We start from the raw sequence: 24316 nt of genomic DNA, 5'->3' as shown, positions 1-24316 counted from the left end.
CCTTCCACAAAGAATCGTCGCAGCCGCTGAATCCAGAGGGTTCTCTTCGCCGTATAGGTGGTGGGGTGCTTGGCACCTCTCTATCCACCTACGAGGAGATCTCCATGCCATTGAGAAGAATCAGTCTGGCCGTGCTGGCTGCCCTGGCGGCCAGCGCAGCGGGCGTCAGCCTGGCGTCCAGCCACCGCGAAGCACCGTTCATCACGACCCAGCCCAAGGTTGACGGCGCCGATTTCTACCTGTTCAACAGCTACGAACCGGGCCGTGCGGGCTTTGTCACCATGATCGCCAACTACCTACCGCTGCAGGATGCCTATGGCGGCCCCAACTACTTCAGCCTGGACCCGAATGCGCTGTATGAGATCCACATCGACAACAACGGCGACGCGGCGGAGGACATCACCTTCCAGTTCCGCTTCAAAAACACGCTGAACAACGGTGGCAACGGCATCACCCTCGACATCGGCCCTGACGGTGCCCGCAAGAAGGTAGCGATCCCGCTGCGCAACGCCGGTGGCATCAGCGGCGCGGCGGCCGACCCGCTGGCCTACCGGGAAGAGTACGAGATGTTCATCGTGCGCGGTGACCGCCGCACCGGCAAGCGCGAGCAGATCAGCATGGCTGGCGGGGGCACCACCTTCACCAAGCCCATCGATTACATCGGAGAAAAATCCCTGGGCAATGCCGCTGCCTACGACGCCTATGCCAGCAAATATGTGTATGGCATCAACATCCCCGGCTGCTCCACGCCCGGCAAGGTGTTTGTGGGCCAGCGGCAGGACCCGTTCCCTGTGTCGCTGGGCACCATCTTTGACCTGGTGAATGCGCCCGCTGCGGTCATCACCAGCGAGTCGAATGCAGCGGCCTTCGGTGCCGGCCAGATTGCCGACAAGAACGTGACCTCGCTGTCCGTGGAAGTGCCCACCAGTTGCCTCACGGCTGCATCGGGCGAGAAGGTCATTGGCGGCTGGACCACTGCCAGCCTGCGCCAGGCCCGCCTGCTCAACGGCAAGCCGGACTCGGGCCTGCAGGCCAGCGAGAAGGCCGGTGGCGCATGGACGCAGGTCTCGCGCCTGGGCATGCCGCTGGTCAATGAGGTGGTGATCGGCCTGAAGGACAAGGACAAGTTCAACGCGTCCAAGCCCAAGGACGATGCCGCCAACTTTGCGGACTATGTGACACACCCCACGCTGCCCGCGCTGGTCGAGACGCTGTTTGGCGCCAAGGCCCCCACCAACTTCCCACGCACGGATTTGATGACGGCCTTCCTCACGGGCCTGCCCACTGTGAACCGCCCCGGAAACATCACCGGCCTGGGCGCAGGCGGGCCCCTGGCCGAAATGCTGCGCCTGAACACCGGCATTGCGGCCACGCCAGTGGCTGCACAAAGCTCCCTGGGCGTGGTCGCCGGTGATGCGGCAGGCTTCCCCAACGGGCGCCGCCTGGGCGACGATGTGGTGGACGTGTCCCTGCGTGTGGCCATGGGTGCGCTGTGCACGGTGACCGGTGCCTCGGACGCACTCAAGGTGGGCTGCAAGCCCGGTGACGCCCCGGCAGGAGGCGTTGCATTTATCGATGGCTCGCGCACGAAAGCCACCGACTACCGCACAGCCTTCCCCTACGTGAACCCACCGCTGCCCGGTGCCAAGAACTTCTGATCCGAAGGAGCCACACCATGCAAAAGAACCTTCGGATTCAGCACCTGGCGCTCACCTCGGTGGCGGCATTGGCCATCACCGGTTGCGGCGGGGGCGGAGGCGGTGACAACACGGCAGACCCTGGCAATGGGGGCCCCGTGATGGTGAACGCGTTCGCATACGTGCAGCCGATTGTGGCCAGCGGCGCATCGGACAACACCGAGCCTCAGGCGGTGGACCAGTTGGTGCTGTCCAGCACCGAGACCGAAGAGCCCGATTCGCGGCTCTGACCTTCCGCGATGCCCCTGGCTGCGCCCTGAATGGGCGTAGCCAGGAGCGTCCGTGGGTGAGTTTGCCTCCTCCCATACCCCTTGTTATCACGAGCCCATGAAGAAACCTTCTCACCTTGTGTGCGCGGCCCTGCACCTGATGTTCTGGGCTGGCACGGCCCTGGCTGCCTTGCCGCAGGACTTGCCCCCCGGCCTGGATGCCGATGTGGTCGAGCGCCTGCCCGAGCGTGTGAGTGCAGCTCCCGCCACCCCCCAGGCCGCCGCCGCCATCGCCCGGCGCTGGATCAGCTTGTCACGCGAGACGGCGGACCCGCGTTACCTGGGCCGGGCTCAAGCGGCCCTGGCACGCTGGTGGGGCCAGGCCGATGCCCCCGCCGATCTGCTGGTGTTGCAGGCCACCGTGGAACAAGGGCGCCATGAATTTGCAGCAGCGCGCGCCACGCTGGAGCGTGCCTTGCAGGCCAACCCCGCGCAGGTGCAGGGCTGGCTCACGCTGGCCACGCTGGAGCGTGTGGCCGCGCGCTATGAGGCCGCCGAGGCCGCCTGTCGCAACGTGGCGCGCTACGGCGCCACGCTGTATGCCACCGCCTGCCTGCTTGAAACCCGTTCACTTCAAGGTCAGCACGATGCTGCGCGCAGCGGTCTCACCGCCCTGTGGCAGCAGGCTGCGGGGGATGCCTACCAGCGGGCCTGGATCGGGTCGCTGCTGGCCGAAAGCGAAGAGCGCGCAGGGCGCGATGATGCCGCCGACGCTGCCTACCGCCGCAGCCTGGCCGATGCCCCCGACGGCTACACCGCGCTGGCCTATGCCGACCAGCTGCTGCGCCGCAACCGTGCGAGCGCCGCGCTGGAGGTACTCAGGCACCAGCCCGACAGCGATGCCGTGCTGCTGCGGCGCGCACAGGCCCTGCGGCTGATGGGGGACGCCGCGTGGCAGCCCCTGGCGCGCGACCTGGAAGCGCGGTTTGCCGCCATCGTGGCGCGCGGCGAGGGGCTGGATGCCCATGCCCGTGAGCGCGCCCTGTTGGCGTTGTGGTTGCACGGGCAACCCGCCGCCGCGTGGAAGGCGGCCCGCACCAACCTTGCCCTGCAAAAAGAGCCACTCGACTGGTGGCTTGCACTGCAGACCTCTGAACAATCGGGCGACGCTGCCGCCCACCAGGCGGTGCGGCAGGCCCTCCAGCAAACCGGGCTGCAGGACGTGCGCCTGGCGCGCTGGCAACCCCGGGGAGGCCAATGATGCGCTGCGAACACTGGACAACGGCCCCCCTGCGGGCCATGGTGGCGGTCGTGTTGCTTGCCGCGGCGCTGGTGCCCAGCGCACGGGCCCACAAGGCCAGCGACGCCTATCTGCGGGTGGCGGATGCCCCGGCGCCTGAGGGCGCTGCAGGGGCAGGCGCATCGGTAGGCCTGGTGCTGTCGGTGGCGTTGAAGGATGTGGACGCCGCGCTGGAGCAGCTCGATGCCGATGGCGACCGCCAGCTCACCTGGGGGGAGGTGCGGCAGTCCGTGCCCGCCATGGCCCAGTGGGTGGGCCATGGCATGTTGTGGCAGTGCGATGGAACGGCGACGGCCCCCGCCTGGCGCTTTGAAGCACTGGAGCAGCGCACCGATGGCCGTTACGCGCGACTGGCTGCCACGCTCCCCTGTGCGCCCGCCCAGGCAGTCACCCTGCGCTACGGGCTGATGCAGGGCATCGACCCCACGCACCGTCTGCTGGTGGGCGGTGTGCTCGGCGGCCAGCCGCTGGCGGCCGTGCTGGCCCCCGATGGGCGCGCCAGCACCGACCTGCGATCCGCAGGCAGCGGTGTCGCATCCCAAGGGGAGCCAGGTGCGCAAGGGGCTGGAGGTGCAGACGCCCAGGAGCCCGCATCCCCACGCAGTGGTGTGGCAACACTGCTGCAATTTGTGGCCGAAGGGGTGCACCACATTCTGCAAGGCTATGACCACCTGGCCTTTTTGCTGGCGCTGTTGCTGCCCATTTCGCTGGTGCGACAGCCTCTGCCTCGCAGCCCGCAACCGATGACAAAGCAGCTGCCTGCGTCCCGGACGACTGACGCTCTGGATCGCCGTACCGGGCTGAAGGCGCTTTTGCTCACCGTCACGCTCTTTACCTTGGGCCACTCGGTCACGCTGGCACTGGCGGGCCTGGGCTGGGTGACGGTGTCGGGCAATTGGGTGGAACCTGCCATTGCGATCAGCATTGGTATCTCGGCGCTGCTGAATCTGTTCCCCGTCCGGGGCCTGCGCGGCCACTGGCTGGCGCTGGGCTTTGGCCTGATCCACGGCCTCGGCTTCTCGGGGGTGCTGGTGGAAGCAGGGATTTCAGGCAGCTCGCTGGTGTGGGCGTTGGCGGGGTTCAACCTGGGGGTCGAGGCGGGGCAGCTCCTGGTGGTGGCTCTGTGGTGTGCTGCATCCTTGGTGCTGGCGCGTTGGGTGCTTTACCGCACGGTGGTGGTGCGGGGGGGCTCGGCGGCGCTGCTGGTGTTGTCGCTGTACTGGACGGTGCAGCGGATCGCTTTTTCGGGCTGAGCCACCGCGCCAGCGGCGGCGTGGTTCAAAGACCCTCGGCAGCGCTCTGGAATGTGCATCCGCTGGAGACGCCCTGACGTACCTCCATCGGTGTAGCATTTATTTACAACCCAGGAGCGACCCCATGAAGAATCCACGCTGGCTTGCGGTGTCCGCCACGCTTGCCTTGGCCGCCACCGTGGCCCATGCCGACACCGGCAAACTGCTGCTCACAGGGGGCGTCAGCACCATCGCCGGGTCGGCCGGTGGCGGGCTCACCCCCTGGGCGGTGATCGGCAGCAACGCCACCGAAGGCGAGGTGGGCTTTTCCGGCTACGCCACGCGCGCCGCCACGCAGGACTACGGCCTCAATGGCTACGGTGTTGCGGTGGGTTTGCATGAACGGGTGGAGCTGTCGCTGGCGCGGCAGGACTTTGACGCATCACCCGCCATCGCGCTCAATGGCATTGCGCCGTTTGGCGTGACCCCCGGGCAGCACATCCAGATGGATATCGTGGGCATCAAGGTCAAGGTGGCAGGCGATGCTGTGCTGAACGCCGACAGCTGGATGCCGCAGATCGCCGTGGGGCTGGAGCACAAGCGCGTGCGCCCTGGCTCCATTGGGTCGGTGCTCGACTTTCTGGGCACCCAAACCAGCGGCACCGACGTGTATGTGAGCGCCACCAAGCTGCTGCTGGCGCAGAGCCTGCTGGTCAACGGCACGCTGCGCTCCACCAACGCCAACCAGAACGGCCTGCTGGGCTTTGGCGCTGCCGCACCCGGCAAGAACCGCCGCAGCCTGCAGCCCGAGTTCTCGGTGGCGTACCTCATCAGCAAGAACCTGGCGGTGGGCGCCGAAGTCCGCTTCAAACCCAACAATCTGCAGGCGCTGGGCGCCGCCGCCGGCCTGGGCGCCGCGTTGCGCGAGGACGACTGGAAAGACATCTTCATCGCCTGGGCGCCCAGCAAGAACCTGTCACTGACGCTGGCCTATGTAGACCTGGGCCGCATCGTGCCCGGCATCACCAACCACCGCCGCCAGACGGGCTACTACCTGTCGGCCCAGGTCGCTTTCTGAAGAGATTTTTCCATGACCCACCCCAAAACCCTCATTGCCCTTGCACTCGCCCTGGGCGGCCTGCTGGCCCAGCCAGCTTTGGCCCAGACCGGCGCCGCCAATGCCACGGCCCCGGCTGGCCTCTACCAGGCCCTGGGTGAAAAGCCCGGCATCACGCGCCTGATGGACGATTTTGTGAACCGTCTGGTGGTGGACCCACGCATCGGCGGCCACTTCAAGGACACCAAACCCGCCGCGCTCAAGGAGAGCCTGACCGACCAGATCTGCCAGCTCAGCGGTGGCCCTTGCAAATATGAAGGCGCTGACATGAAATCAGCCCATGCCGACATGGACATCACCAAGGGCCACTTCAACGCCCTGGTGGAGGTGCTGCAAAGCGCCATGGATGCCCAGGGCATACCGTTCGCACAGCAAAACCGCCTGCTGGCCTTGCTGGCGCCCATGCACCGCGATGTGATCACCATCCGCTGAGAATGTATCTATGAAAAATACTATGATTTTTGTAGCTGCTAGCGCTTTGTGGGCAAGCGCTAGCGCCGGAAATGTTCAAATCCAGGTGCTGGACCGCGACGGCAAGCCCGTGCCCGAAGCCGTGGTGGTGGTGTACCCCGGTGGCACGGGCGGCACATCGCCCAGCCTGCTGCAGGCCAACCCCACCATCGAGCAGGAAAAGATGCGCTTTGTGCCCGCCGTCACGGTGGTCGAGCCCGGTGCCACGGTGCGCTTTACCAACCAGGACCGCTGGGACCACCACGTGCGCGGTGCGGCGGCGGGCCTGGCGGCCGCGGCGGGCACAGCCAACAGCGGTTTTGAACTGCGCCTGGCGGGCAAGGCCGACGGCAAGCCTGCAAACTCCTTTGAGGTCAAGCTCGATACGCCGGGGGTGGTGCTGTTGTCATGCCACCTGCACGGCTCCATGCGCGGCCATGTGTTTGTGACGGATTCGGGCTGGACGCTGAAGACCGATGCCGATGGCATTGCCCGCTTTGCGGGCGTGCCGGATGGTGCCGCGCAGGTGCGGGTGTGGCATGCCGAGCAGTTGATTGATTTGCCGCGCAAGGCACTGAACGTGGTGCCGGGGCCGGTGCTGGACACCGTGCAATTGAGCGTGGTGCCGCGCGTGCGGCGGGCACCACCGGCTGCGCCTCCCACTGCGCCTGGAGGGCCGATGGGGGGATACAGCCAGGGGCCTGCCGGGCATCTGCAGCAGGTGGCGCATCGGCATTGATGGGCGAGTTGACCAGGCCCCGACCAGCTCAGCCCAACCGATAAAAATTAGCAGTGCGATTTCGGAAATTGCTACTAATTTAATAGCTTTTAGCGCTTACTCAATAAGCGCCAGCACCAAATTTACCAACAACAATCCTCACGCCAGGCCCCGCAGCGCCGCACTCCCCGGCGCCAGCTGCTTCAGCTGCGGTCCCAAAGCAGCCGCCTGCTCGCGCCGCCCCGCATGGCACAAGGCCGACACCAGCATGCCCAGCGTCTCGCCCAGCTCGGGGTGCGTGGGGGCAGTCATGTGCAAGGCGTTGAACAGCTTTTCGGCATCGCCCCATTGCTGCGCACGCGCAAAGCGGCGTGAGAGGCGGGCCATATCGTCCGGCTGCAAACGGGCACCGGGCTTGGCCTTCTCAAAATACGTGCGGTAGCTGGCGTGCTGAAACTGCAGCGTCTGCTCGTCGTGGGCGTGCAGGCGAAAGATGCGGCGCGCGGCGCGGTGGAAGTCTTCGCCGTCGGGCCACAGCGATGCCGTTTTGAACCAGGCGCTGAGCACCGCCTGGTCTTGCGGGCGCAGCTTGGCTGCAGCGCGCCACTGGGTCAGGGCCTGTTCGAACTTCATGCCCTGCGCCAGGCGCTGGGCGTTGGCCACATGGGCGTCAAAGCCGTCGTCGGGCGCGGCGTCCTGCGTCACCGGCACTTCCATCGGTTTCTTGCGCAGCAGCATGGCCAGCGCCATCAGCGATGCGCCGGTCACCAGCCCGCCCAGGTGGGCCATGTAGGCCACACCCTTTCCGCTCAGCCAGTGCTGCAGCAACTCGTTAGCAATCCACGCGGGCAACAGCAGCAACGCCGGTGCGGTCACGTAGTTGAAGTAGAAAAACAGCTGGTAGAAAAACCGCACGCGCCGCAGCCGGTACAGCACCGCGTACATGCCCATCAGGGCCGACACGGCGCCCGAAGCGCCCAGGCCGTAGCTGCCCATGCCCGCATAGGCCCAGCCCGCCAGCAGCGAGCCACCCAGGCCACCCAGCAGGTAAAACGCCAGGTACCAGCCCCGGCCCAGTGCCAGCTCCACCGAAAAGCCGAACAGAAACAAAAACACCATGTTGCCGATGAGGTGCCCGGTGCTGCCGTGCAAGAAGGTGGCCGTGAGCCAGGTGACGGGGCGCAACTCCGCGTCCTTTTCAAAGTTCTGCGCCCACTTGCGGGTGAAGGGGGCTGGCATCCGGGCTTCGTACTGGGTGCGCGCGGCCTTCCAGTCGGTGTACTGCGGGTCTTCAGGCGGCACAAAGCGCGGGCTCTTCAGCCGCTGCTGAAAGCCGTCTTCCTGCTCCATCCAGCGCAACAGCATGCGATGGTCGCCCGCCTTTTGCAGGGCGCGGGCCTCTTTGAGGTGCTTGTCGCCGGTCTCTTCCAGCCAGGCCACAAAACGCGGGACTTCGATGGCGGGCAAGGGGCTGGCCACGTAGAAGGCGGCCGCCCGGTCCTGCGCCTTTTCTTCCGAGCGCTGCGGGCCCCAGAACACGAGCATGTTCACCAGGATCAGCAGCACCGTCATCCAGGGCGGGTTGCGCCAGGTGGGCCGGTTTTCGAGGGGGATGGCGTAGAACATGGATCAGTCTGGCAAGGGCAAAGGAGACGGTTGCGCCACAAGGCAATGGGCCCTGCAGGATGGGCGCAAGCGTAGCAAACACCGAGAGGCTTTAGCGCACAGGCAACGGGCCATTGCCTGACGACGACGACGCCCGGATGGGGCGGCGTCCTACTCCTCGAAAAGCACGGGGGTCCAACGATGTTGGTTGGTCTTGTTTCATTACCCAGAACCCCCAGGAGCGCCCATGGCCCAAACCCCCACTTCGCGCGGCGCGGCAAAAAAATCGCCGTCTGCCCTGCCCTCTTCCACCCAGTCAGACACCTTTCGCGGCAACGCAGGCGAGTTGCAGCAGCAAGCCGGGGGCAAGCACCCGGTGCTGACCACCCAGCAGGGCATCCCGGTGGCAGACAACCAGAATTCCCTGCGCCCGTCGCCACGCGGCCCCACGCTGCTCGAAGACTTCGTCCTGCGCGAGAAGATCACGCACTTTGACCACGAGCGCATCCCCGAGCGCATCGTGCATGCGCGCGGCTCGGCAGCCCACGGTTTCTTTGAACTCACGCATTCGCTCAAGCAATACACCACCGCCAAGGTGCTGACGGAAGTGGGCGTGCAGACGCCCGTGTTCACGCGCTTTTCGACCGTGGCAGGCGGCGCGGGATCGGTGGACACACCGCGTGACGTGCGCGGCTTTGCCGTCAAGTTCTACACGCCCGAAGGCAACTGGGACCTGGTAGGCAACAACATCCCCGTGTTCTTCATCCAGGATGCGATGAAGTTCCCGGACCTGGTGCACGCGGTAAAGATGGAACCCGACCGCGCGTTCCCCCAGGCGGCCAGTGCGCACGACACCTTCTGGGACTTTGTCTCGCTGATGCCCGAAACCATGCACATGATCATGTGGGCCATGAGCGACCGCACCATCCCGCGCAGCCTGCGCATGATGGAGGGGTTTGGCGTGCACAGCTTCCGGCTCGTCAATGCTGCGGGCGACAGCACGTTCGTGAAGTTCCACTGGCGTCCCAAGCTGGGCATCCAGTCCACGGTGTGGGACGAAGCCGTGAAGCTGCAATCGGCCGACAACGACTTCCACCGGCGCGACCTGTTCGAATCCATCGAGGCGGGCGACTTCCCGGAATGGGAGCTGTCGGTGCAGCTCTTCACCGAAGAAGACGCCGAGCGCTTCCCCTTCGACCACCTGGACCCCACCAAGCTCATCCCCGAAGAACTGGTGCCCCTGCAGCCTGTTGGCCGCATGGTGCTCAACCGCTGGCCCGACAACTTCTTTGCAGAAACCGAGCAGGTGGCGTTTTGCCCCGCCAACGTGCCGCCTGGCATCGACTTCAGCAACGACCCGCTGCTGCAGGGCCGCCTGTTCTCGTACGTGGACACGCAGCTGTCCCGCCTGGGCGGGCCCAACTTCACGCAGATCCCCATCAATGCGCCCAAGTGCCCGTTCCACAACATGCAGCGCGACGGTCACATGCAGATGCAGGTGCCCAAGGGCCGCGTTGCCTACGAACCCAGCAGCCTGCAGGGTGACACGCCACGCGCCTCACTGGCACAGGGCTTCCGCCACTTCGCTCAGGCCGACGACGGCGACGGCCGAGGAAAAGGCCGCATCCGCCCCGAGAGTTTTGCCGACCACTACAGCCAGGCGCGCATGTTCTTTCGCAGCCAGAGCCCGCTGGAGCAGGCCCACATGGCGTCGGCCTTGGTATTCGAGCTGTCCAAGGTAGCCACCGTGCATGTGCGTGAAGCCGTGGTGGGCCACCTGCAGCATGTCGACCCCGACCTCGCCCAGCGTGTGGCCGACGGCCTGGGCATGCAGGCGCTTCCCCCCGCCCCGACTGCCGCCGAGCCAGTGCAGGACCTGCCCCCGTCACCCGCGCTGCGCATCATCGACCGCATGAAGCCTACGCTGCAGGGGCGCTGCATCGGCATCCTGGTGGCCGATGGCTCCAACGGCAACACGATCGCCAACCTGCGCAAGGCGCTGGAGAAGGTGGGCGCCACCGTCAAGATCGTGTCGCCCAAGGTGGGCGGAGCCGTGCTGAAAGACGGCACGCTGTTGCCCGCCGACGGACAGCTGCAAGGCACGCCATCGGTTGTGTTTGACGCTGTGGCCTCCATCCTGTCGCCCGACATGGGCGCACTGCTGGCCAAAGAGGCCGCCGCCGTGGACTGGTTCCGCGACGCGTTCGGCCACCTCAAGGCGATTGCCGCCTGCAAGGGCACCCAGGCCATCCTGCAAGCCGGTGGCATCGAGCCCGACGCAGGCGTGGTGGACCCCGCCGACGCGCAGGGCTTCATCGCCGCCGCACAGACCCGCCAGTGGGAGCGCGAACCCAAGGTCCGCACCCTCGCATGACGCATCCATCCCGTTCCCAACCCCACCACCCAAGGAGAAACCATGCCCAAAGCCCACTATGACAGCCACCAGCTTGATGATCTTGTGCTCCAGATGATGGAAACCGAACTCGGCGGCGAGCAGGTGTACCGCACCGCGCTCACCTGTGCCGTGAACCCCGATCTCAAGAAGGAATGGGAAAGCTATCTGGAAGAAACCTTGACCCACCAGGATGTGGTGCGCAGCCTGTGCGACACCCTGGGGCTGGACCCCGATGCGCAGTCGCCCAGCCGGGCGGTGGTCAAACACATCGGCGAATCCCTGGTCAAGGCCATGCTGCTGGCCAAACAGGGGGGCAACCCCGCCGCCGCCCAGTTGGTGGCCTGTGAATGCGTAGTGCACGCCGAGACGAAAGACCACGCCAATTGGGAGCTGCTGGGCAAGGTGGCCGAGGTGGCCACGGGCGACGTGGGCCAGACGTTGAAATCGGCCCACAAGGCGGTGGAGAAAGACGAGGACCACCACCTGTACCACACCAAGGGCTGGTGCCGCGAGCTGGCCCTGGAGGCGCTGGGCCTGCCTGCCGTGCTGCCCCCTCCCGAAGAGGTCAAGAACGTGGAAACCGCCATTGGCGCATCGCGCGCCGAGCAACAGCGCGAAACCATGCTCTGACCTCAGCGATGCCCCAAGGCGGTGGCACACCGCCCGGCATTCGCTATTAAAAATATAGCTGCTTGCGCTTTACTGATAAGCGCTGGCAGCTATTTTTCTTTGGCACTTGCCCCCCATTCCCTATTCCTGTTTGCCTCAACGGATCGTGGCTGGGGGCGCCGACGCCAGTTGGCCCAGTGCAGCCACCCCCACCGGCGGCGTAGCCAGCCAGGGCAGCACATAAGTGCGCTGCGCCAGGCCGTTGGCAATGCGCGCGGCCTGCTGTTGCTCGCCGTCCAAGCGGGCCTGCAGCAGCGGGTCGCTGGTGCCCGTGGCCGCCACGCTTTTGTTGATGACCCAGGCCCATGGCTCGATGTGGGCGCGGCGCAGGTCGTCCTGCAGCGCTGCCGCCTGGCTCACGGGGGTGACTTCGGGCAGCGTGACGATGACCACATGGGTCATGTCAGCGTCCTGCAGGCGCATGAGCGGGGTGATGATGTGTTTGGAGTTTGCGCTGCCTTCGTACTGCTGCGTCATCTGCCGGTGGTAGGCGCCGGTGGCATCCATCAGCAGCAGGCTGTGGCCGGTGGGCGCCGTGTCCAGCACCACAAAGGCGCTGCGCGCTTCGTTGACCACGCGGCTGAAGGCATGGAACACGGCCACCTCTTCCGTGCAGGGCGATTGCAGGTCTTCCAGCAGCAGGGCGCGGCCCGCGTCGTCCAGGGTCTTGCCGCGCGTGGCCATGATCTTGTCGATGTACGCCTGGGTTTCGGCCTGCGGGTCGATGCGCCCCACCTTCAGGCCGGGCAGGCTGCCGTCGAGCTGGCTTTGCACATGGGCGGCCGGGTCGGTGGTGGTGAGGTGCACGCTGTGCCCGCGCTGCACCAGGCCCACGGCCAGCGCGGCGGCGATGGTGGTCTTGCCCACGCCGCCCTTGCCCATCACCATGATGAGGCCGTGGCCCTTGGCGGCCAGTGCATCGGCCAAGGACGAGAGGGGTTCGGCCTGCAACAGCACACCCGCCGTGGCGGCAGGCGCGCCCAATGGCACATCGCCGCCCCCCAGCAATGCCCGCAGCGCGGGCAGGCCCACGGTGTCAAAGGCGCGCAGCGGCACCTCGTCGCGTGGCAACTGGGCCAGCGCATCGGGCATCTGGTCCATGGCTTCGCGGCCCAGGGACTCAATGGCGTCGGCCACCGCGTCCTGCCCCGGTCGGCTGGCATGGAACACGCCGTTGATGGCCAGGCGCTGGTTGGCCAGGCCCAGGACGCGCAGCTCCAGCGCGGTGCGCGCGGCCTCCTGCATGGGACGGGGGTCGGGGCGGGTGACCAGCACCACGGTGGTCAGGGCCGGGTCGCTCAGCGCGGCCAGGGCGGCGTTGAAGCGCGCCTCCTGCATCTTCAGGCCCGAGTGCGGGCCCAGGCACGATGCCCCCCGGTCATTGCCCGCCAGGAATCCGGTCCAGGCCTTGGGCAGGCTCAGCAGGCGCAGCGTGTGGCCGGTGGGCGCGGTGTCGAACACTACATGGTCGAACACGTGGCCGATGGCGCTGCCCTCGCTGGCCAGCAGCGCTGCAAATTCGTCGAACGCCGCGATCTCGGTGGTGCAGGCGCCCGAGAGTTGCTCGCGCACCGTCGCGCGTTCGTCGCTGGTGGCCGTGGACTCCAGCTGCGCCAGCACACGCTGGCGGTAGGCCTCGGCGGCCGTGTCGGGGTCGATGTTGAGCATGTGCAGCCCCGGCACCCCGGGCACGGCCACCGGCTGGTTGGACAGCGGCACGCCAAGCATTTCATCGAGGTTGGAGGCTGCATCGGTGCTGACCAGCAGCACCTGCCGACCGGCGTCTGCCAAGACAATGGCCGCAGCGGTGGACAGCGAGGTCTTGCCCACGCCGCCCTTGCCCGTAAAAAACAGAAAACGCGTGGGCTGGGCGAGCAGGCCCAGGGTGGCGGGGGCGGCGTGGGGGGAAGTCATCTCACCAGAATGGCACAACCACCTGGCGCGGCCTTGAGCCAGGTCAAGGGCGTCAATGCGCGTGCGCCGCCCCGCTCACCAGCGTCACGATCACCATGCCCGCAATCAGCCAGGCGATCTGCGCAATGGTTTCGCGCGCCGTGAGGCGCTTTTGCAGCTGGGGAATCAGGTCGGCCAGCGCCACATACACAAAACTGCTCGACGCCACGGCCAGGAAGTAGGGCAAGAAGTCTTGCAGCTGCCCCACCAGGAAGTAGCCCACCACGCCGCCCAGCGCCGTCACGGCGCCCGCCAGCGACACCTTGACCAGAGCCATGCGGCGGTTGGGGCTGGTCTGGCGCAGCACCACCAGGTCGCCCATGTGGTGTGGCACCTCGTGCGCCAACACGGACACGGCGGCGATCACGCCCAGGCGGATGTCGGCCATGAAGGCCGAGGCGATCAGGATGCCGTCGCCAAAACAATGCACGCTGTCGCCCGTGAGCACCGCCCATCCGCCAGAGCGCGGCCCGTGGTGATGGTGGTGCGCATGGCCGTGGTCATGGGCGTGATCGTGGTCTGCATGGACGTGGCCGTGGGTGGAGGGCTGTGCGTGGCTGTGCTCATGCCCGTGGTGCCACAGCTCGGCCTTGTCCAGCAAGAAGAAAAACACCACGCCCACCAGCAAGGTGGCAAACAGGTCGTGAGCGCCCGCCTGGCTCTCGAACGCCTCGGGCAGCAGATGCATGAAGGCCGTGGCCAGCAGGGCGCCCGCCGCCAGGCTCAGCAGGTGCTGGGGGCCCACGCTGTCGGTGCGCCCGCCCAGGCCCAGCCGCATCAGCAGTGCGGCCAGCCACACGCTGCCAATGCCCGCAGCCAGCGTGGCCAAGATGATTGCTACTAAAGTCATAGCTTCTTACGCTTTATAGATAAGCCACAGAGCTTATTTTCGTTCAAATCCCACGCCCCGGACGCGAGATTAAAAAAGCCGCCCCGGTGAGGGGGCGGCTGCGGGCGGATTGCAGGGTACCGGCTCAGAGGCCGAGAGTTTTTTGCCCGAGCCCGAAAGGTGCGTCAAAACGCAGCTGATCGAGGCGCAAAACGCAGCCATAGCTCGGGCTATGGCGAGCATTTGCAACGACGAGCAGCGGTGCTTTGGCGCGCAAGGCGGGCATAGGCAAAAGACTCTCAGCCTCTCAGACTACGCCGTGCGTCTTGAACCAGGCCAGCGCCCGCTTCCAGCCGTCTTCGGCGGCTTCCTTGCGGTAGCTCGCGCGGTAGTCGGCATGGAAGGCGTGGGGCGCGTCGGGGTACACCACAAATTCCGATGCCTTGGCCTGCGGCGAGCCACTGGCCAGGGCAGCTTTCATCTTATCAATCGTGTCAAGGGGTATCCCGGTATCTTTTTCGCCATACAGCCCCAGCACCGGGGCCTTGAGGATGGGGGCGATTTCCACAGGGTGCTTGGGCGTGAGCTCGCTGGCCTGGCCCGCCAGCCTGCCGTACCAGGCCACGCCCGCTTTCACGGGGCCATGGGCTGCGTACAGCCAGGTGATGCGGCCGCCCCAGCAAAAGCCGGTGATGCCCATGCGCGCGGCATCGCCGCCGTTGGCAGTGGCCCATTGCACCGCACCATCGAGGTCGGCCATCACCTGGGCGTCAGGCACCTTGGAGACCACTTCGGCCATGAGCTTGGCAATGTCGGTGTACTGCGACGGGTCGCCCTGGCGCGCATACAGCTGGGGCGCAATGGCCAGGTAGCCTGCCTTGGCAAAGCGGCGGCAGGTGTCTGCGATGTACTCGTGCACGCCAAAGATCTCCTGGATCACCAGCACCACGGGCAGGCCCGTCTTGCCGGCCGGTGCCGCGCGGTAGGCGGGCACCTTGAAGCCGTTGACCGTAAAACTCACCTCCCCGGCCGTCAGGCCGTCGCTGGGCGTGGCGATGGCCGTCTGCGCCATGATGGGTGCGGCTGCCGCCGCATAGCCCAGGCCAAGGGCGGTCTGTAGCGCCGTGCGCCGGGTGGCGCCCGCCTCGGTGGTGCGGCCAGGCAAAAGCGCGCGTGCGTCGGAGTGGAGGTCTTCAGTGAGCATCGGTTTCTCCAGGGTGAAAGAAGAGGGGGCCAACAAGGGCGGTAACGGGCGGAAGCCGCAGTCTAGGCGGTTTGGAGCCTTGCCGCATTTGCCGGTACCGCAAACAGGGGCGCACTGCTAGACTTTCTGCGAACCTGGGACCTACCAACCATGCCCCCTGCTCCACCGCCAGCGCGCGAAGAACCTCCGGCTCTGCTGACGGCGGTCGTGTGTGGGGTCTGCGGCATGGGTGGGCTGGGGCTGCTGGCCTGGGCGCTGGCCAGCCATGTGCTGGAGGCGCCAGTGCGCGCGGCGCTGGTGGCTGCCGGGCTGGCGCTGTGGGCCATGGCCGGCCTGCACTGGCAGCTTGCACGGCGTGCGCAGCGCTGCCAGGTGGCGGCAGAGGCTGCGCAGCAGGCAGCCCAGCAGGCCAGCGCACAGCTGTCGGCCACGCTCGACATCCTGCCCGACGGCCTGGCCATCTACGACGCGGACGACCGCCTGGTGCTGTGCAACACACGCTACCGCGAGGTGGCCCCGGGCATCACGATGGCGGTGGACTATGGGACACGGTTTGAAGACGTACTGCGCCGGGCCGCCGCTTCGGGCGAGATCCGGGACGCGCGACCAGACCTGGAAACCTGGCTGGCGGGCCGCATGGAACGCCACCGATCACCGTGCGGCCCCGAAGTGCAGGAGGTGCGGGGCGACCGCTGGATGCAGCTGACCGAGCGCACGCTCGACGGCGGCGGCGTGGTGGTGCTGCGCACCGACATCACCGACACCGTGCACAAGGAGCGCGCGCTGAAACAGGCGCTGGCCGACGCCGAACGCGCAGAACGCCGCCTGCACGAGGCGGTGGACGCCATGCCCGCCGGCCTCGATATCTATGACGAGAACGACAGGCTGGTGCTGTGCAACAACTTCATGGCCAACCTGCGCCCGCACCTGCCCGTGCAGACATCGCTGGGCAAGACCTATGAAGAACTGCTGCGTGAAGGCCTCCAGCACGGCATTCCCGAAGAAGCGCGCGGCCAGGAAGAGCTGTGGCTGGCCCACGAGCTGGCACTGCGCGGCCACCGCCCTGGCCCCGAGGTGCGCCACTACCCCAATGGTGCATGGATGCACATGCACGAAAGCCGCACCCCCTCGGGCATGACCGTGGTGGTGCGCCTGGACATCAGCGACCTGATCGAGCAGCGCCAAAAGGCAGAGGAAGCCCGCCAGGAAAGCCAGCGCATGCGCCAGTTGCTGGAGCGCGCGGTGGAGGCCCTGCCCGTCAGCATCGAGATCTTTGACGAGCAGGACAGGCTGGTGCTATTTAACCAGCAGCTCTCGCGCATGTACCCCCACATGAACTACGCAGAGCATCTGGGCAAAAGCTTTGCCGACATCCTGCGGTATTCGGTGCAGCGGGGGCTGGTCCCCTCTGCCAACGGCCGCGAGGAAACCTGGATTGCCGAGCGCCTGTCAGAGCACGGCAGCCGCACATCCAACCTGGTGCAGCGGCTGGCCGACGGGCGCTGGATCAACATTTATGAAACCCGCACCCCTGAAAACTATGTGGTGGCGGTGCGCCTGGACATCACCGACCTTATCGAGCAGCGCCAGGCACTCGAAGCGGCGCAGGACGAAGCCCAGCAGGCGCGGCAACTGCTGCAGGACGCCATCGAATCGCTGCCCGAGGGGTTTGCGCTGTTCGATGCCGACGACCGGCTGGTGGTGTGCAACGCGCAGTACCGACGGCTGTACCCCATCTCGGCACCCATGATCTTGCCCGGTAGCACCTTTGAGCAAATTGCCCGCTACGGCGTTGAGCGCGGGCAGTACCTGGACGCAGTGGGCAACGAAGAGGCCTGGCTGGCCCAACGTGTGGCCGACCACCAGGCCGCCATCCAGTCCGTTTTGCAGCACCTGACCGACGGCCGGTGGGTACAGGCCGACGAACGCCGCACCCCCCAGGGCGGCATTGCCGGTGTGCGCACCGACGTGACCCAGCTGGTGCGCAAGGAGCAGGAGCTGGCCGCCGCCAACGCCAAGCTGGCGCTGCTGTCCACCACCGACGGTGTCACGGGCATCGGCAACCGGCGCCGTTTTGACGACCGGCTGGCCACGGAATGGATGCGCTGCGGCAGGCACGGCCTGCCGCTGACCGTCATCCTGATCGACATCGACTACTTCAAGCTCTACAACGACCACTACGGCCACCTGGCCGGCGACGAATGCCTGCGCCGCGTGGCCCAACTGCTGCAAGCCACCATCCGACGCGCGGATGAGGTGGCCGCACGCTATGGCGGCGAAGAGTTTGTGCTGCTGCTGCCCGACGTGCCGCTGCCCGAGGCCGTGACCGTGGCACAGCGCTGCATGGACAACCTGCGGGATGCCGCCCTGGCCCACCCCCGCTCCCCCACGGCGCCCATCATCACGTTCAGCATGGGCATTGCGAGTGTGGTCCCACGCCCGGAGGCCGGGTCTGACACACTGGTGCAGGCGGCCGATGCAGCCCTGTACCGCGCCAAGTATGGGGGCCGCAACCGCTTTGAGGTGTTTGACCCGGGCGCATGAACAGGCCCGGCGCCGCTGGCAGCAGCGGAGCACTCAGCGTTTTTTTCGTGCACCGCTCCAAGAACCCGCACCCGCCGATGACCTTCTTTTCCTTTCAAAGGCACTGTTGATGCACATCCTGCTGACCGGCTCCACCGGATTCATTGGCCACACCGTGGCAGCGGCACTGACCCGCGCAGGGCACACGGTGCACGGCGGGGTTTCGCCCCGCAAGCGCACCGCGCAGCCGCTGCAGATCCCCATGGACTTTGCCCGCGACACCACGCCCGATGCGTGGCTGCCACGCCTGGCGGGGATCGACGCCGTCGTCAACGCTGTGGGCGTGCTGCGCGACAGCAGCGCACGCCCTATCGACGCCGTCCACCAGCACACCCCCGTGGCCTTGTTCAACGCCTGTGCTCAGGCGGGTGTGAGACGGGTGGTGCACATCTCGGCGCTGGGCATTGAAGGCAGCACCACGCGCTACGCCAGCACCAAGCGCGCGGCCGACGTGCATTTACAGGCCCTGGCCGCGCAGGGCGCCCTGAACCCCGCCATCCTGCGGCCCAGCGTGGTGTTTGGCAAAGGCGGCGACAGCAGCGCCCTGTTCATGAATCTGGCCCGCCTGCCCGTGGCGCTGTTCCCCGGCCCGATGCTCATGGCGCGCGTGCAGCCCGTGTCGGTGCACGACCTGGCCGCCGCCATCGTTGCGCTGCTGGGCCCAGCCATGGCCACCCAGGGCCTCATTGAATGCCCGGGGCCGGAAGCGCTGACCATGGGAGATTTCGTCGCCAGCCTGCGGCAACAACAGGGCCACGGCCCCGCCCGCGTGCTGCGCCTGCCCGACGCGCTGACGCAGCTCAGCGCCCGCATGGGCGATGCGGTGCCCAGCGTGCCCTGGTGCACCGAAACCCTGAGCATGCTGGGCAGCGACAACGTGGGCAATCCGGCCGTGTTCGAGCAGTTGCTGGGGCGCAAAGGCGTGCATTACAGCCAGCTGGTGGCTACGGCCTGGCGTTGAAGGCCCACCCCGCGCGCCACCGTGCCTACTGCGGCACGTAGTCCGACGGGTACTTGAGCGAATCCACCAGCAGGTGCGGCATGCGCATGCCCAGGTTAATGCCTTGGGGCGGAATCGGCTGAGTGAACCACTTGTCATACAGACGGTGCAGCTCGCGGGTCTGGATCAAACGGCGCAGCTCGGCATCCACCACGGCCTTGAGTTCGGGGTTGTTGCGCTCAAACGCCACCGCATAAGGCTCGATGGTCATGGGCTTGCCGATGACCTTCAGGTCCTGTGGCTTGGTGTGGCTGGCGCGCAGGCCGTAGAGCAGCACGTCGTCCATCGCAAAGCCTTCGACCTTGCCGCTGACCACCCAGCCGAAGCCCTCGGCGTGGTCCTTGGCGGGCTCGATGCGCACGCGCACCGACTTGGTGGCAGCCTCGCGCGCCAGCGAATCGATGTTGGTGGTGCCCGCTGTGGATGCCAGCGTCTTGCCGTCCAGGTCTTCGATGCGGGAATAAGGCTTGTCGCTTTGCACCACGATGCGCGACGAGGCAATGAAATGCGCAATGGTGAACGCCACGCGCTCACGGCGCGCGGCCGTGTTGGTGGTGGAGCCACATTCCAGGTCCACCTCGCCTTTTTCAATGGCATCGAAGCGGCTGCTGGAAGTGACCAGGCGGTAGGCCACCTTGGTCTCGCGCAGCTTGAGATGGCGCCCCAGCGCCTGCGCAACCTGAAGGCAAACATCCACGCTGTAACCCATGGGTGTTCCGTGGGCCACATAGGACATCGGCATGGACGATTCGCGGTGGCCGATGACCACCACGCCGCTGGACTGGATGCGTTGTAGCGTCTTCCCCTGGGATGGTGACGACGGCGCCGCCAGCGATGGTGCCGCCGCCTGGGCCAGCACCTTGCCGCCACCGGCCGTGCCGAACGCAAGCGCAAGCACGGCCGCGCTCATGCTCCCGCCCAGCCTTTTTCCGACCGTCGCAACTGTCATGGTGTTCACCTTCAATCAAGAAGTCGCCACCCCAGGCAGACTGAGGACATGGCAAGAAAAAGGAGTCGGCCGCTCACCAAGCCGACGGCAGTGCGCTGGGCTCAGCCCGCAGGATGGATGTGCCAGTAGGCATGTCGGGCCAGGGCCGAGGCCAGCACCACCGAGGGATTCACCAGCGAGAGCCCTTCGAGCCGGGGGTGCTCCGCCAGCGCCAGGGGAATCTCGGTGCAGCCCATGATCAGCGTGGACACGCCGTAGCGCTCCTGCAGCGCAATCGACACGGCCTCAAAGCGCTGTCGCGCCAGCGGATAGTTGCCCGCCTTCACGCCGTCGTAGATGCCCTGCATCAACTGCTCGCGCTCATGATCGTCAGGTACAAAGCAGGCGATGCGCGCACGCTCCAGCTCACGCTGGTACAGGCCCGCGTCGTAGGCGCCGCGTGTGGCCAGTAGCCCCACGCCCTGCACCTTGCGCGCCGACAGCTCGGCCACCACCTCCTGCACGCCGTGCAAGACCACCATCTGTGGAAACCGCTGCTGCAGGATGCCGTGCCAGGCATGGGCCGTGTTGCAGGCAATCGCCACCACCCGCGCGCCCAGCGCAGCCAGCCGCCCGGTGGCCTGCAGCATGGGGTCTGCGGGCTGGTGCGCGCCGGGGCGCGTGTCGTTCAGCGCGGCCGTGCGGTCCGGTATGGGCACCTGCGCCAGCCAGTGCTCGGGGTAGGCCTGGTCGTGCACCGGAATGCCCAGCACCTCCATGCGGTCGGTGCAGGCCTGCACGAACAGGCGCACAAAGTCAGCCCCGGCGGCCGGGCCCATCCCGCCCAGAATCCCCACCACCTGCGGGGCGTGGGGGTGGCTTGCAGACACTAAAGACATGCGCGCTCCGGCTTACTGTGCGGGTTTGTCGCTTTGGGCCACCAGGTTCTCGCGCAGCTCCTTGCTCATGGCCAGGTTCAGGTTCTGGTTGCGCGGTGGCACGGGCGACATGAACCACTTGGTGTAGAGCTTTTCGAACTCGCCCGACTTCATCATCCCGCCGATCACGCCGTTGACCAGCGCCTGGAACTGCGGGTCGTCCTTGCGCAGCATGCAGGCATAGGGCTCCACCTGCAGCGAATCGCCCACCACCGTCCAATCGGCCGGGTTGCGCTGGTTGCCCATCAGACCGAACAGCAGAATGTCATCCATCGCAAACGCTTCCGCCCGCCCCGTTTCCACCAGCAACACGGAGTCGTCATGGTCTTTGCCAAGCACGATGTCCATGTCGAGGTTGTTGTCGCGGTTGTACTTGCGAATCACCTGTGCGTTGGTGGTGCCCGAGGTGCTGGCCACCTTCTTCTTGGCCAGATCTGCGTAGTTCTTGACGCCCGATGTCTTCTTGGTCAGCAGGCGCGTGCCGGTGTAGAAGTAGTTGATGGCAAATTGCACATCCTTGCCCCGCGCCGTGTTGTTGGTGGTCGATCCGCACTCCAGATCGATGGTGCCGTTGGTCAGCAGCGGAATACGGTTCTGCGATGTCACCGCCTGCAGTTCCACCTTGAGGGCGGGGTTATTCACGCGCTTCTTCACGGCATCGACCACCGCGTTCGAGATGTCCACCGCAAAGCCCACCGGGGCACCGGGGCCCGAGAGGTAGCTGAAGGGCACCGATGACTCGCGGTAGGCCAGCGTGATCTTGCCCGACTCGGCAACCTTCTTGAGGGTGTCGGCACTGGCCATGGCGCTGGCCAGCAGGCCGGTGAGCACGATGGCGGCGGAGGTGACGGCGGAGAGCTTCATGGGAATCCCTTTGCGAAAAATCAGGTGGACGGTTGAAAAAGCGAGACGCAGGGGCACTGTAAAAATTCGCGCCGCACTTGAACAATTCATTTGCACGGGTACGTCATGACCAAAAGTTATGCCGCCGATCTGGTGCACACCGCCGCACCATCCAAGTGCCATTTTTCCCATTCCGCGCAGCTGTTCCGTGCTGTGTGCCTTCCATCGGTGCACACACATAACTTCCCGGCATGGCTGCGCATGGCATTGGCATTGTTCAAAGGCCCGCCCCCACCCTACATTGACTTTCAGTCAACAACGTAGAACACACAAGATGCAGGTATGTGTCCTTGGCGCGGGCATCGTGGGCCTGGCCACCGCCTATGAGCTCCACCAGCGCGGCATGCAGGTGACCGTGATCGACCAGGCCCAGCCCGGTGCTGGCGCCAGCGGCGGCAATGGCGCGCAATTGAGCTACAGCTATGTGCAGCCTCTGGCCAATGCCGGCCTGTGGCACCAGTTGCCAGAACTGCTGCTGTCGCCCCGCTCGCCGCTCAAGATGCGCCCGCAGTGGGACGTGCACCAGTGGCGCTGGGGCCTGGAGTTTTTGCGGGCCTGCAACCGGCGCACGTCCGAGCGCAGCACCCAACACCTGCTGGCCCTGGCCGCACTCAGCCGCCACGGTTTTGAAGCCATGCTGCAGGCCGAGCAGCTGGACTGCAATTTCTCCAACACTGGCAAGCTCGTGCTGTACAGCACCCCCGCTGGTCTCGCCGCAGCGCAGCAGCAGATGGAACTGCAGCGCGCCTGGGGCAGCGAGCAGGAAGCCGTCTCGCCCCAGCGCTGTGTGGAGATCGAGCCCGCGCTGCAGCACTACCATCGCAGCATTGCAGGCGCCATCTACACCCCCAGCGAATGCGCGGCCGACTGCCTGGCGGTGTGCCTGGGACTGCAGCGGCTGCTGGCGGCACGCGGGGTGCGCTTTGTGCTGGGCACGCGCGTGGAGGGCTTTGTGCACCATGCGCGGCGCATTGCAGCCGTCCAGACCAGCGCGGGCGCCATCGAGGCGCAGCAATTTGTGCTGGCCCTGGGGAGCGCCAGCCACCAGGCGGCAAAGACCCTGGGCTTTCGCCTGCCCATCTACCCGCTCAAGGGCTACAGCGTCACGCTGGATACGACGGACGCTGCCGGAGCAGCTCCCCGCGTGAACGTGACCGATGCGGCGCGCAAGGTGGTCTTTGCACGCATCGGCCAGCGCCTGCGCGTGGCCGGCATGGCCGAGCTTGTGGGGCACGACGACCACATCCCCCCCGCGCGCATCCAGAGCCTGTGCGAGGCCACCCGCGCGCTGTTCCCCGGCTGCAGCGACTTTAGCGAACTGCGCCCCTGGACCGGCATGCGCCCTGCCACCCCCACGGGCGTGCCGCTGGTGGGAAGGCACACCCACGCCCCAGACAACCTGCTGCTGAACACGGGCCACGGCGCGTTGGGCTTTACGCTGGCATTTGGCACGGCCGCGCAGGTGGCCGAGCTGGTAGTGCCGACAGCCTGAGCAGCAGCGAGAGGGCGGCTGCCCTCCCCACACGGCGTTATTCGGCCTCCCGCAGACCCACGGACTCCAGCGTCTCGGCCACCGCCTGGCGCATGCACTGCGTCATGGCGCTGGCCAGCAGCGAGCTGGGCCGGTTCACGGTGCGCAATGACTTGATGGGCACCGCGATGTGGGGCGCCAGCGCCAGCACCTCCACCTTGCTGCGGTCGGCCGACGCGGCCGTGCAGGTGTCGACCACCGCCACCGCGTGGCCGTGGTGCGCCAGGGCCAGCGCGGCGTGGTAGGTCTGCACCGTGATCGCAGTCTGCAACCCCACCCCGGCCTCACGGCAGGCATGGTTGACCACCGTACCGATGGGGTCACGCACATCGAGCCGCACCACCGGCGTATCCGCCAGGTCGGCCAGGTGCACCACGCCCGCAGCCACCAGTACGGCATTGAGCATGCCCTTGGGCGCCACACACACCATGCGCCCATCGGCCAAGTGCTCTTGCGTGAGCGCGGGGTGAGCGATGGCGCTGAACACAAAGCCCACATCCGCCTCCTGCAACACCAGGGCCGACACGATCTGCGGAGAATGGAGCGCATCGATGGTGACCTTCACATCCGGGTGCTTCTGCCGAAAGAACCGCAGCGCGCGTGGCAATACCTCGTAGCTCAGCGCCAGCACGCTGAGGATGTGCAACTCGCCCTCGCGCTGATCGCCCTTCAAGCTATTGGCCAGGCGCTGCACATCATCGAGCTGGGTGAACAAACGCTCGATGTGCGGGTACAGCGTCTGCGCCTCGGTGGTGGGCACCAGCTTGCCCTTGAGGCGATGGAACAGCGGAAAGCCCAGCTGCAGCTCGGCATGCGCCAGGATGCGGCTGACCGCTGGCTGGGTGACGTTGATGAGGCGGGCCGCCGCACTCACGCTGCCGGTGAGCATGACGGCGTTGAAAACTTCTATGTGGCGAAGGCGCATGGGCTAACAATGCAAGGAACAGGCCCGATGCGCAATCCTTGCATCCACCCATTGCGACTCAAACGGGGACTAGTGTGCTGTCCCGTAAATAGCTGCACGAAATGAAATCGATGGCATCGCGCCCAGGGCA

20 protein-coding genes are annotated in these 24316 nt (G+C 66.4%); 12 read left to right on the top strand and 8 right to left on the bottom strand.

Features of this window, described 5'->3' with window-relative positions:
• Nucleotides 1-104: 104 nt before the first annotated feature.
• The 7 genes from C8C93_RS01730 (at nucleotide 105) to C8C93_RS01700 (ending at nucleotide 6744) form a co-directional block, all read left to right on the top strand.
• Nucleotides 105-1658, top strand: a complete 1554-nt coding sequence (locus tag C8C93_RS01730; RefSeq protein ID WP_121505712.1) for a DUF4331 domain-containing protein — start codon at nucleotides 105-107, stop codon at nucleotides 1656-1658.
• Nucleotides 1659-1675: 17 nt separating this feature from the next.
• On the top strand, nucleotides 1676-1927 hold the full coding sequence (locus C8C93_RS01725; RefSeq protein WP_121505711.1) for a hypothetical protein: 252 nt from the start codon (nucleotides 1676-1678) through the stop codon (nucleotides 1925-1927).
• 97 nt (nucleotides 1928-2024) lie between these two features.
• Nucleotides 2025-3167 (top strand): hypothetical protein, encoded by a 1143-nt coding sequence (locus tag C8C93_RS01720; RefSeq protein WP_147433715.1) that lies wholly within the window; start codon nucleotides 2025-2027, stop codon nucleotides 3165-3167.
• Nucleotides 3167-4459: a HupE/UreJ family protein gene (locus C8C93_RS01715; protein WP_158603238.1), complete on the top strand. Its 1293-nt coding sequence runs from the start codon at nucleotides 3167-3169 to the stop codon at nucleotides 4457-4459. The genes C8C93_RS01720 and C8C93_RS01715 overlap by 1 nt, the downstream gene beginning before the upstream one ends.
• Nucleotides 4460-4583: 124 nt before the next feature.
• Nucleotides 4584-5516, top strand: coding sequence for a DUF3034 family protein (locus tag C8C93_RS01710; RefSeq protein ID WP_121505708.1), 933 nt, complete (start codon nucleotides 4584-4586; stop codon nucleotides 5514-5516).
• 12 nt (nucleotides 5517-5528) lie between these two features.
• A complete protein-coding gene (locus tag C8C93_RS01705) occupies nucleotides 5529-5987 on the top strand; it encodes a group 1 truncated hemoglobin (protein ID WP_121420816.1) in 459 nt (152 codons plus the stop codon).
• A gap of 10 nt (nucleotides 5988-5997) precedes the next feature.
• Nucleotides 5998-6744, top strand: a complete 747-nt coding sequence (locus tag C8C93_RS01700; protein ID WP_199726968.1) for a plastocyanin/azurin family copper-binding protein — start codon at nucleotides 5998-6000, stop codon at nucleotides 6742-6744.
• 138 nt (nucleotides 6745-6882) lie between these two features.
• Here C8C93_RS01700 and C8C93_RS01695 read toward each other — a convergent pair whose 3' ends face one another.
• Entirely contained in the window at nucleotides 6883-8349 is a 1467-nt protein-coding gene (locus C8C93_RS01695; protein ID WP_121505707.1) for a rhomboid family intramembrane serine protease, read from the bottom strand.
• A gap of 226 nt (nucleotides 8350-8575) precedes the next feature.
• Here C8C93_RS01695 and C8C93_RS01690 point away from each other — a divergent pair, with 226 nt between their 5' ends.
• Complete coding sequence (locus C8C93_RS01690; RefSeq protein ID WP_121505706.1) at nucleotides 8576-10702, top strand: catalase; 2127 nt, start codon at nucleotides 8576-8578, stop codon at nucleotides 10700-10702.
• Nucleotides 10703-10744: 42 nt separating this feature from the next.
• Nucleotides 10745-11353: a hypothetical protein gene (locus tag C8C93_RS01685; protein WP_055400597.1), complete on the top strand. Its 609-nt coding sequence runs from the start codon at nucleotides 10745-10747 to the stop codon at nucleotides 11351-11353.
• A gap of 135 nt (nucleotides 11354-11488) precedes the next feature.
• On the opposite strand, the gene arsA is transcribed toward C8C93_RS01685, so the two are convergent.
• The 3 genes from arsA to C8C93_RS01670 form a co-directional block, all read right to left on the bottom strand.
• A complete protein-coding gene (gene arsA, locus C8C93_RS01680) occupies nucleotides 11489-13306 on the bottom strand; it encodes an arsenical pump-driving ATPase (protein ID WP_121505705.1) in 1818 nt (605 codons plus the stop codon).
• A 52-nt stretch (nucleotides 13307-13358) separates the two neighbouring features.
• Entirely contained in the window at nucleotides 13359-14195 is an 837-nt protein-coding gene (locus C8C93_RS01675; RefSeq protein WP_121505704.1) for a ZIP family metal transporter, read from the bottom strand.
• 286 nt (nucleotides 14196-14481) lie between these two features.
• Nucleotides 14482-15378 carry a dienelactone hydrolase family protein gene (locus C8C93_RS01670; protein WP_121505703.1) on the bottom strand — a complete coding sequence of 299 codons (897 nt, stop codon included), beginning with the start codon at nucleotides 15376-15378 and terminating at the stop codon, nucleotides 14482-14484.
• A 150-nt stretch (nucleotides 15379-15528) separates the two neighbouring features.
• Between C8C93_RS01670 and C8C93_RS01665 the strand changes: the two genes are divergently transcribed.
• Both C8C93_RS01665 and C8C93_RS01660 read left to right on the top strand, forming a co-directional pair.
• Nucleotides 15529-17922: a GGDEF domain-containing protein gene (locus C8C93_RS01665; RefSeq protein ID WP_121505702.1), complete on the top strand. Its 2394-nt coding sequence runs from the start codon at nucleotides 15529-15531 to the stop codon at nucleotides 17920-17922.
• A 109-nt stretch (nucleotides 17923-18031) separates the two neighbouring features.
• Complete coding sequence (locus C8C93_RS01660; protein ID WP_121505701.1) at nucleotides 18032-18922, top strand: NAD-dependent epimerase/dehydratase family protein; 891 nt, start codon at nucleotides 18032-18034, stop codon at nucleotides 18920-18922.
• A gap of 25 nt (nucleotides 18923-18947) precedes the next feature.
• On the opposite strand, the gene C8C93_RS01655 is transcribed toward C8C93_RS01660, so the two are convergent.
• The 3 genes from C8C93_RS01655 to C8C93_RS01645 all read right to left on the bottom strand — a co-directional run bounded on the left by C8C93_RS01655 (nucleotide 18948) and on the right by C8C93_RS01645 (nucleotide 21691).
• Nucleotides 18948-19910, bottom strand: a complete 963-nt coding sequence (locus C8C93_RS01655) for an amino acid ABC transporter substrate-binding protein (protein WP_121508618.1) — start codon at nucleotides 19908-19910, stop codon at nucleotides 18948-18950.
• A gap of 101 nt (nucleotides 19911-20011) precedes the next feature.
• Complete coding sequence (locus C8C93_RS01650) at nucleotides 20012-20788, bottom strand: aspartate/glutamate racemase family protein (protein ID WP_055401531.1); 777 nt, start codon at nucleotides 20786-20788, stop codon at nucleotides 20012-20014.
• Nucleotides 20789-20800: 12 nt separating this feature from the next.
• Nucleotides 20801-21691, bottom strand: a complete 891-nt coding sequence (locus C8C93_RS01645) for an amino acid ABC transporter substrate-binding protein (RefSeq protein WP_121505700.1) — start codon at nucleotides 21689-21691, stop codon at nucleotides 20801-20803.
• A gap of 313 nt (nucleotides 21692-22004) precedes the next feature.
• On the opposite strand from C8C93_RS01645, the gene C8C93_RS01635 reads away from it, so the two are divergent.
• Nucleotides 22005-23222 (top strand): D-amino acid dehydrogenase, encoded by a 1218-nt coding sequence (locus tag C8C93_RS01635; protein ID WP_121505698.1) that lies wholly within the window; start codon nucleotides 22005-22007, stop codon nucleotides 23220-23222.
• A 37-nt stretch (nucleotides 23223-23259) separates the two neighbouring features.
• On the opposite strand, the gene C8C93_RS01630 is transcribed toward C8C93_RS01635, so the two are convergent.
• The gene (locus C8C93_RS01630; protein ID WP_121505697.1) at nucleotides 23260-24186 is read right to left on the bottom strand and encodes a LysR family transcriptional regulator; all 927 of its coding nucleotides are present in this window, start codon (nucleotides 24184-24186) and stop codon (nucleotides 23260-23262) included.
• Between the last annotated feature and the right edge of the window lie 130 nt (nucleotides 24187-24316).

It is taken from the genome of Acidovorax sp. 93 (assembly GCF_003633835.1).
In the GTDB taxonomy this organism is placed as follows: domain Bacteria; phylum Pseudomonadota; class Gammaproteobacteria; order Burkholderiales; family Burkholderiaceae_C; genus Acidovorax; species Acidovorax facilis.
This window is presented reverse-complemented; position numbering and strand designations above follow the sequence as displayed.

What these genes read in the sequence shown, in the direction of transcription:
- C8C93_RS01730 (WP_121505712.1), top strand. Translation starts at nt 105, where the DNA reads ATGCCATTGAGAAGAATCAGTCTGGCCGTGCTGGCTGCCCTGGCGGCC.
- C8C93_RS01725 (WP_121505711.1), top strand. Translation starts at nt 1,676, where the DNA reads ATGCAAAAGAACCTTCGGATTCAGCACCTGGCGCTCACCTCGGTGGCG.
- C8C93_RS01720 (WP_147433715.1), top strand. Translation starts at nt 2,025, where the DNA reads ATGAAGAAACCTTCTCACCTTGTGTGCGCGGCCCTGCACCTGATGTTC.
- C8C93_RS01715 (WP_158603238.1), top strand. Translation starts at nt 3,167, where the DNA reads ATGCGCTGCGAACACTGGACAACGGCCCCCCTGCGGGCCATGGTGGCG.
- C8C93_RS01710 (WP_121505708.1), top strand. Translation starts at nt 4,584, where the DNA reads ATGAAGAATCCACGCTGGCTTGCGGTGTCCGCCACGCTTGCCTTGGCC.
- C8C93_RS01705 (WP_121420816.1), top strand. Translation starts at nt 5,529, where the DNA reads ATGACCCACCCCAAAACCCTCATTGCCCTTGCACTCGCCCTGGGCGGC.
- C8C93_RS01700 (WP_199726968.1), top strand. Translation starts at nt 5,998, where the DNA reads ATGAAAAATACTATGATTTTTGTAGCTGCTAGCGCTTTGTGGGCAAGC.
- C8C93_RS01695 (WP_121505707.1), bottom strand. Translation starts at nt 8,349, where the DNA reads ATGTTCTACGCCATCCCCCTCGAAAACCGGCCCACCTGGCGCAACCCG.
- C8C93_RS01690 (WP_121505706.1), top strand. Translation starts at nt 8,576, where the DNA reads ATGGCCCAAACCCCCACTTCGCGCGGCGCGGCAAAAAAATCGCCGTCT.
- C8C93_RS01685 (WP_055400597.1), top strand. Translation starts at nt 10,745, where the DNA reads ATGCCCAAAGCCCACTATGACAGCCACCAGCTTGATGATCTTGTGCTC.
- arsA (WP_121505705.1), bottom strand. Translation starts at nt 13,306, where the DNA reads ATGACTTCCCCCCACGCCGCCCCCGCCACCCTGGGCCTGCTCGCCCAG.
- C8C93_RS01675 (WP_121505704.1), bottom strand. Translation starts at nt 14,195, where the DNA reads ATGACTTTAGTAGCAATCATCTTGGCCACGCTGGCTGCGGGCATTGGC.
- C8C93_RS01670 (WP_121505703.1), bottom strand. Translation starts at nt 15,378, where the DNA reads ATGCTCACTGAAGACCTCCACTCCGACGCACGCGCGCTTTTGCCTGGC.
- C8C93_RS01665 (WP_121505702.1), top strand. Translation starts at nt 15,529, where the DNA reads ATGCCCCCTGCTCCACCGCCAGCGCGCGAAGAACCTCCGGCTCTGCTG.
- C8C93_RS01660 (WP_121505701.1), top strand. Translation starts at nt 18,032, where the DNA reads ATGCACATCCTGCTGACCGGCTCCACCGGATTCATTGGCCACACCGTG.
- C8C93_RS01655 (WP_121508618.1), bottom strand. Translation starts at nt 19,910, where the DNA reads ATGACAGTTGCGACGGTCGGAAAAAGGCTGGGCGGGAGCATGAGCGCG.
- C8C93_RS01650 (WP_055401531.1), bottom strand. Translation starts at nt 20,788, where the DNA reads ATGTCTTTAGTGTCTGCAAGCCACCCCCACGCCCCGCAGGTGGTGGGG.
- C8C93_RS01645 (WP_121505700.1), bottom strand. Translation starts at nt 21,691, where the DNA reads ATGAAGCTCTCCGCCGTCACCTCCGCCGCCATCGTGCTCACCGGCCTG.
- C8C93_RS01635 (WP_121505698.1), top strand. Translation starts at nt 22,005, where the DNA reads ATGCAGGTATGTGTCCTTGGCGCGGGCATCGTGGGCCTGGCCACCGCC.
- C8C93_RS01630 (WP_121505697.1), bottom strand. Translation starts at nt 24,186, where the DNA reads ATGCGCCTTCGCCACATAGAAGTTTTCAACGCCGTCATGCTCACCGGC.